This window comes from bacterium, assembly GCA_037128595.1.
Taxonomy (GTDB): Bacteria; Verrucomicrobiota; Kiritimatiellia; order CAIKKV01; family CAITUY01; genus JAABPW01.
This window is the reverse complement of sequence record JBAXWB010000005.1, coordinates 185565-192348: the sequence shown is the minus strand read 5'-3', so window position 1 is coordinate 192348 and position 6784 is coordinate 185565. Positions and strand designations below refer to the sequence as shown.

Sequence of the window (6784 nt, the reverse complement as noted above, 5' to 3'; positions counted from 1 at the left end):
GCCTTATGGCAACACGATGTTTTGTTCGTTTCTGATTAATCTGGTCTTGCCGAACGCTCTGGCTCACTGGCGACGAACCCGCCGGGGTGAGTCGTACAGTGCGGCCAGTGGTTCGGTTGCCATTTTCAGACCTTGTCTGGCGTGATCCCTTGGGACTTCGCCCACTGTGTTGAACAGAGCAGTTCTTTGCCCTTCCTGCGCCGGTGTATGAGAACGAAGACGCCGATAATAAGCCATACGAGCAAGGCTAGACCCGGCAGCCCGATTATCGAAGAGCGCAGGGACGTCAGGCCAACTGACAATGGGATGGCGAAAAACACTGCAACCATCACCCCAAAGTTTGCTCCGTAGGAGGTTACGGCATTTTTCTCGTCTTCCGTCATGTGGCTGCAAATGTCTTTGACTGCCTGCGACTGAAACGGCGACCATGTTCTCCAGTCCATAATCATTCTCCTCTTTCATCCGAACGGCGAAAATCACGGGGGGCGGAGCCGTACCGTGGATTTTCTTGTTAGCGAAGCTCTTTTTCTTTTCGCTTTTGCTTCATCAATAACCATGATGCCACCAAAATTAAAGGGCCTATTGTTCCGGTCACACCTACTAACGGTTTCAAATACCGTGTTACTTTAATATCTCGCACCAGGGATTCCTGAGTTGCTATTCCTGAGACAACTTTCACTGCGCTAAGAACTGGCGGCACGACCGTCAGGAGAATTGGAATCGCTACGCCAACCACGAACCCTGTCCAAATCCCGCATTTGCATTGTCGTTCTGTTATCTTCATATCGCTAACGCTCCGGTTCTGGCTGAGGAGCGGAGCGACGATAGCCAGCGACCGGTTGTTGGAACTTCATCTCATTGTTTCCATTCAGCACCAAAGTCGGATCCACAGCGAGGACAACACTGAGGCCCCCATTGTGGGTTACACCACAGAAAGACTGCCACACCAATCCGCCGTCTGCAATCCGGGCACTTGATCGCGAACCAGATGTTCAACAGCATACAAATGCTGCCCACTACTGCGGTAGCATATATAGCCACCCAAAATCCGATGGATGGCTTACCGTGAAGTTGGGCATAGATACTGAGCCCCATCAGCAGCACCCCAAGCGGTGCCACAAATGTGACTCTCTGTCCCATCTTCCGGATCAACATCTCTTTCTTTGTCATTGGTCTTGTTCCAACGGCGAAAGTCAGGTTCCGAGCGGAACGCGAGGTAACCTGGACTTTCTGGTTCGCAACTATTTCAATGCCCTTTGTATCCGCACTGGATCTTGACGCAAATCCAAGACACGCCACACAATGACATCACGGTTTCTATTGATCTGATAATAAACGGCATACGGGAAACGTTTCGAGAGAAGGCGGTAATAGCCAAACACCTTGGGGTGAATACCAGCATATAGAGCAAGGGCATCAACGTCGGAAGCTAAGGAATCCAAAAAATACTCGCCCAGCCCCTCGCCTTGCCGCGAGTAGAAGATTCTTCCGCGATCAAGGTCTTCGGATGCGGAAGCAAGTATCTTGATGCTCATCGAATACGCTTCCGGAGGTCCCGCTTCGCCTGTTCCCAGTCAAGAATCGGTTCTGCTCCGTTTTTGACCCGGCGAGCTGTTTCAGCCAAAGCCTCCTTGTGCCAGCCCGGAGACTCAGTCAAAACCTCATCCTGAGTTAGATCAACCCAGATCGCCTCCATCACACGGAGTTTTTCAGGTCTTGATAAGCGGTCAATTGCCAAGGTTGTTGTCATGTCTAAATACTATTCCTTCGCTATCTGTATTTCAAATCAACTTTCGGATCTTTTTGATTTTCCCCTGAAATGCGAACGTTCAGCCCTCACCCTCCGAGTGGCCCGCAGGGACACGAGGTAGTGGTGGAGGGCATTGTTCGGCACCTTCGTCTGAGATGCAACGATGAATCAAGCAAATCACCGTGAGCGTTATCGCACCTGAACAAGCACCGGCCATTTTCCATTGCAGAGCAAACTCCGTATGCAACGACATTCTAATCACCGGAAACATGATGCAGAGGCCTCCTAGTGCGCCGAGCAGCAGCGACGTCAGTACCAAGACCGGGATCGAAAGATTTATAAATAGTCTGTGAGGTGCGATTTTCCGCATAAGTAACGGAGTGAGAATAATTGCAGGAATGTATGTGGGCCAAAGTGGAATTGTAATGAGACCAAAGAGGGCCATAGTGATGATTGCCAATGGGCTTATCGATCCGCCCCAGCGCTCAGGCCATCCACAGACCAACGTTGTTGTGGCGACAAGAGGGGCCAAGACCACCATTGCGATGACGCTCAGTATCGTCTTAGTCTCTCTTCTGTCTGCCTTGGTCATATAAATTTCATGCCGAACTAGTTATTATGCCGATCCCGATTTATCAGGATAAACCGATCCCGTTCTTAAATCCTGTCCCATGATCACTTTATATCAGGATCCGCCGTTTTCAACACAAGCACTTGATTACAAACAAGTCCCACCAAAAACGCACCTTCTATATATTTCTGATAATGCTACTCCTGCTTCCCGTTATCAACGGTCAGGACCCTTGATAATGCTACCCGTCTATCCCGTTATCATCTTGGGATCGTGTAATATCAGCACTTAAGACTACCCCGCCCCACTCAGCCGTCCTATCAGGGCTTATTTTCCCTCAATCAATATTAGTCACGCGCCCGCTCCGTCAATTTATCAGGCTACCCATATTCGAATATAATCTCTACCCAGGGGGCAGTCTATCCAATACTAATGAGTAAAATAAAACTGCCGGGGCTTTATCCCCGCGCAAGTTACGCAATAGTTGACGCAATTTTCTTGCATAACCCGTTCTCTTTGTGTCAAATGCGCCCGTTTCATTTGCCAAAAAGGAAGTCAGTTTATGCGCTGGACACAGTCTTTGATACCGACCCTGAGGGATGCCCCGCAGGATGCTGAAATCGCAAGCCACAAACTCATGATGCGGGCGGGCCTGATCATGAAGCTGGGTGGCGGGCTCTATACCTTCCTCCCGCTGGGCCTCAAGGCGCTCCGCAACGTGGAGCGCATCGTACGCGAAGAGATGGATCGCGCCGGCGCCCTGGAAGTGCTGATGCCGGCCCTGCAACCCCGTGAAATCTGGGAGACCTCCGGCCGCTACGCGGTGCTCCGTGACTCCATGTTCAAGATCAAGGACCGGCAGCAACGCGATATGGTGCTGGGCCCGACCCACGAGGAGGTCATCACGGACCTCGCCGCCCGGCAGATCAATTCCTACCGCCAGCTTCCCAAGACCTTCTATCAGATCCAGACAAAGTTCCGCGACGAGATCCGCCCCCGCTTCGGGCTGATGCGCGCCAAGGAATTCAGCATGAAGGATGCCTATAGCTTTGACGTGAGCTGGGAAGCCGCCGATGTCAGCTATCAGGCCATGTATGACGCCTACGTCCGCATCTTTAACCGGTGCGGCCTGCGCACCAAGGTGGTGGAAGCCGACACCGGTGCCATCGGCGGGGATTTCTCCCACGAATTCATGGTGCTGGCCGACGCGGGCGAAGACGGCATCGTCGAGTGTGAAACCTGCTCCTATGCCGCCAATCTGGAACGGGCCGAACGCCAGACCCCGGCTCCGAAACCGTCCAGCACCGATCAGGCCCCGTCCGTGGTGGCCACCCCCGGCAAGCGTACGATCGAGGAGGTCTCCGCCTTCCTCCAGATCAAACCCTGGGACCTCATCAAAACCTTGATCTATATCGCCGATGGCCAGCCGATTGCGGTGCTGGTGGCCGGTCACCGCGAACTGAATGAGCATAAGCTCACGCGTATTCTTAAAGCCACCCGCCTGGAGTTGGCCGACGATGCGACGATTGCCAAAGTCACCGGGGCACCGGTGGGCTTTGCCGGTCCTGTGGGCCTCAACATCCCCATTTATGCCGATGTGGAACTCCAGACACCCCGCGTTTCGACCACCGGTGCCAATGTCGCCGACAGCCATCTGATCAATGTGCTGGTCGGGCGTGACTTCACGGTCACTGCCTTCCACGACCTCGTCATTGCCAAGGAGGGTGACAAGTGTCCCCGCTGCGGCACCCGCATGCGCGGTAAACGCGGCATCGAGGTCGGGCATGTCTTCAAACTGGGCACCAAATACAGCCAGCTGTTCAATGCCGGCTTCCTGGATGCAGAGGGCAATCACCAGATCAGCGTCATGGGCTGCTACGGGATCGGGGTCACCCGCACCTTGCAGGCCATCATTGAACAGAGCTACGACGCCGATGGCATCATCTGGCCGATGTCCGTGGCCCCCTATAAGGTCTGCGTGGTGGTGCCCAATACCGGTCATGCGGAAAGCATGCGGGTGGCCGAGGACCTCATCAAAACGCTCGAAGCCAAAGGGATCGAGGTCTTGTTTGATGACCGGGATGAACGTCCGGGCGTCAAATTCAAGGATGCCGACCTGATCGGGCTGCCCATCCGGGCGGTGATCAGCGAACGCTCACTGGCGGAAGGCAAAGTCGAAATCAAGCGCCGCCCCGATAAGGACAAGCAGATGATCCCCCTCAACGAAACCGTATCTTTCATAGAAAAAGCGATTCAAGGAGAACTCCAATGACCAAGCGCGAACTCGTCGTACGTATTGCCGGTGAAGTCGGCCTGCCCCAGCAACAGGTTTTTTCAGTCATCCAGAAAACCCTCGATTACATCACGGAAAGCCTGGCCAAAGGCGAAAACATTGAATTCCGTGATTTCGGGGTCTTTGAGATCAAGATCCGCAAGCCCCGCATTGGGCGCAACCCGAACAAGCCGGAAAATACGGTCGTCATCCCGGAGCGCCGGGTGGTGAAATTCAAGCCCGGCAAGGAAATGAAAGCGGTCGTTTTAAAACAGCAGTAATCCCATGGCAGATCCCATCAGTTTCGCCCCCCCCCGCGGCATGCGGGATTTCTATCCTGACGACATGGCGCTGCGTTGCGCCATCTTCGAGGCCTGGTCCACCGCCGCGCGGCGGTTCGGGTTCGACCAGTACGACGCCTGCGTCGTGGAAAGCCTGGAGCTGCTCAAACGTAAAGGCGGCGAGGAAATCCAGGACCAGATTTACTGGTTCAAGGATAAAAGCGACCGGGAACTGGCGCTGCGTGCCGAAATGACCCCCACCCTCGCCCGGATGATTGTGGCGAAGCAAAACGAGCTGACCTTCCCGCTCAAGTGGTTCACCATCGCCCAGTGCTTCCGGTATGAGCGCATGACCCGCGGTCGCAAGCGCGAGCATTACCAGTGGAACCTGGATGTGGTGGGCGAACCCTCCGTGGTGGCCGAGGCGGAAGTCGTGATGGCCGCCATCCAGGCCTTGAAGCTGCTCGGTCTCGATAGCACCGAGGTGTGCGTTCATGTCAATAGCCGGGCCTTGCTGTCGGACATCCTTGCCCGATCCGGCATTCCCCGCGAGCATCACTCCGCCACCTTCCTCGCGCTGGACAAGCGGGGGAAGATCCCGGATGAGGAAATCACCAAACTCCTCAAGGAAAACGGCCTTTCGGAGGAGAGCATTGCGGCGGCCTTCCGGGTGCTGGCATTGGACACCCTCGACAGCGTCATCGCCGCCCTGGGCGAACGCACCCCCGCCCTGGACCATTTCCTGAGCTTTTTCGACATCATGAAGCTGTATGGCGCGAGTGATATGGTGAAGTTTGACATCTCCGTCATCCGCGGACTCGGCTATTACACGGGTATCGTGTTTGAAGGCTTTGACACCGGCCGAAGTCTCCGTGCCATCTTCGGCGGGGGCCGCTACGATAACCTGCTGGGCGATCTGGGCGGCAAACCCATGACCGCCGTTGGACTCGGGTTCGGCGATGTGGTCATTGCCGAATTGCTGGCCGAGAAGGGCAAAGTCCCCCACCCTGCCGCCGGCAAGGATCTGGCGATCTCCTACATGGAGGACGCGCAGCGCGACACCGCCATCCGGATTGCCGGCGCCTTGCGGGCAGGCGGCACCAATGTGGATGTCTCGCTGCACGCGGAGAAACCGAAACACTTTTTCGGGCGAACCGGCAAGGTCGGCTTCCGGCGCGGAATGTTCATCGGCCCGGATGATCTCATCAAGGGGGCCGTCCGGATCAAGACCCTGGCCGACCGTACCGAACAGGAAGTGACCCTGGCCAGTCTGGTGGGCTCATGAAAGTGATTCCCATCGGCGTCGGCACCTTTCAGGTTAACTGCTATCTGGCCGTCGGCCCAGCCCAGCAGGCACTGGTTGTGGACCCCGGTGATGATGCCGGAATCATTGCGGTCACGTTGCGGCAGAACCAACTGACCGTCGCCGCCTACCTGATCACGCATGGCCACATGGATCATGTTTCAGGGCTGGCGGAACTGACCCGCTCATTCCCCGCCCCGGTATCCATCCACCCGCTGGATGAATCCTGGGCGTTCAGTCATCTAAATCAGTCGCTTCCCTACTACGACACGCCTGAACGCCCGAAAAAAATCGAACGCCTGCTCGCTAACGGGCAAGTTTATTCAGATGCGGGACTCCGTTACGAAATCATCGCGACGCCCGGGCATTCCCCCGGTGGCGTCTGCTTTTATTTCCCGGATGACAATATCATTTTTACCGGAGACACCCTTTTCATGGGCACCGTCGGCCGGACCGATCTGGATGGGAGTGATGAGAAGTTGATGGCGAAATCCCTGGCCCGTCTGGCGAAACTCCCTGATGCGACGGTCGTCTATCCCGGCCATGGCCCTCAAACCACCATTGGCCAGGAAAAACGCACCAATTCGTTCATGCAATTCTAAATGAG

Annotated in this window: 8 protein-coding genes; 4 read left to right on the top strand and 4 right to left on the bottom strand. The window is 55.5% G+C overall.

Annotated elements, in window-relative coordinates; translation table 11 throughout:
- Positions 1-125: 125 nt before the first annotated feature.
- The 4 genes from WCS52_04460 to WCS52_04445 form a co-directional block, all read right to left on the bottom strand.
- Positions 126-443, bottom strand: coding sequence for a hypothetical protein (locus tag WCS52_04460; protein MEI6166424.1), 318 nt, complete (start codon positions 441-443; stop codon positions 126-128).
- Between the two features lie 68 nt (positions 444-511).
- The gene (locus WCS52_04455) at positions 512-784 is read right to left on the bottom strand and encodes a hypothetical protein (protein ID MEI6166423.1); all 273 of its coding nucleotides are present in this window, start codon (positions 782-784) and stop codon (positions 512-514) included.
- A gap of 457 nt (positions 785-1241) precedes the next feature.
- Complete coding sequence (locus WCS52_04450) at positions 1242-1535, bottom strand: type II toxin-antitoxin system RelE/ParE family toxin (protein ID MEI6166422.1); 294 nt, start codon at positions 1533-1535, stop codon at positions 1242-1244.
- Positions 1532-1750, bottom strand: a complete 219-nt coding sequence (locus WCS52_04445) for an addiction module protein (GenBank protein MEI6166421.1) — start codon at positions 1748-1750, stop codon at positions 1532-1534. The genes WCS52_04450 and WCS52_04445 overlap by 4 nt, the downstream gene beginning before the upstream one ends.
- Positions 1751-2883: 1133 nt before the next feature.
- Here WCS52_04445 and WCS52_04440 point away from each other — a divergent pair.
- The 4 genes from WCS52_04440 to WCS52_04425 are packed head-to-tail and all read left to right on the top strand — an operon-like array spanning position 2884 to position 6779.
- Positions 2884-4593, top strand: coding sequence for a proline--tRNA ligase (locus WCS52_04440; GenBank protein MEI6166420.1), 1710 nt, complete (start codon positions 2884-2886; stop codon positions 4591-4593).
- Positions 4590-4874, top strand: a complete 285-nt coding sequence (locus tag WCS52_04435) for an HU family DNA-binding protein (GenBank protein MEI6166419.1) — start codon at positions 4590-4592, stop codon at positions 4872-4874. The genes WCS52_04440 and WCS52_04435 overlap by 4 nt, the downstream gene beginning before the upstream one ends.
- A 4-nt stretch (positions 4875-4878) precedes the next feature.
- Positions 4879-6159 carry a histidine--tRNA ligase gene (hisS, locus tag WCS52_04430; GenBank protein MEI6166418.1) on the top strand — a complete coding sequence of 427 codons (1281 nt, stop codon included), beginning with the start codon at positions 4879-4881 and terminating at the stop codon, positions 6157-6159.
- The gene (locus WCS52_04425) at positions 6156-6779 is read left to right on the top strand and encodes an MBL fold metallo-hydrolase (protein ID MEI6166417.1); all 624 of its coding nucleotides are present in this window, start codon (positions 6156-6158) and stop codon (positions 6777-6779) included. The genes hisS and WCS52_04425 overlap by 4 nt, the downstream gene beginning before the upstream one ends.
- The last annotated feature ends 5 nt before the right edge of the window (positions 6780-6784 follow it).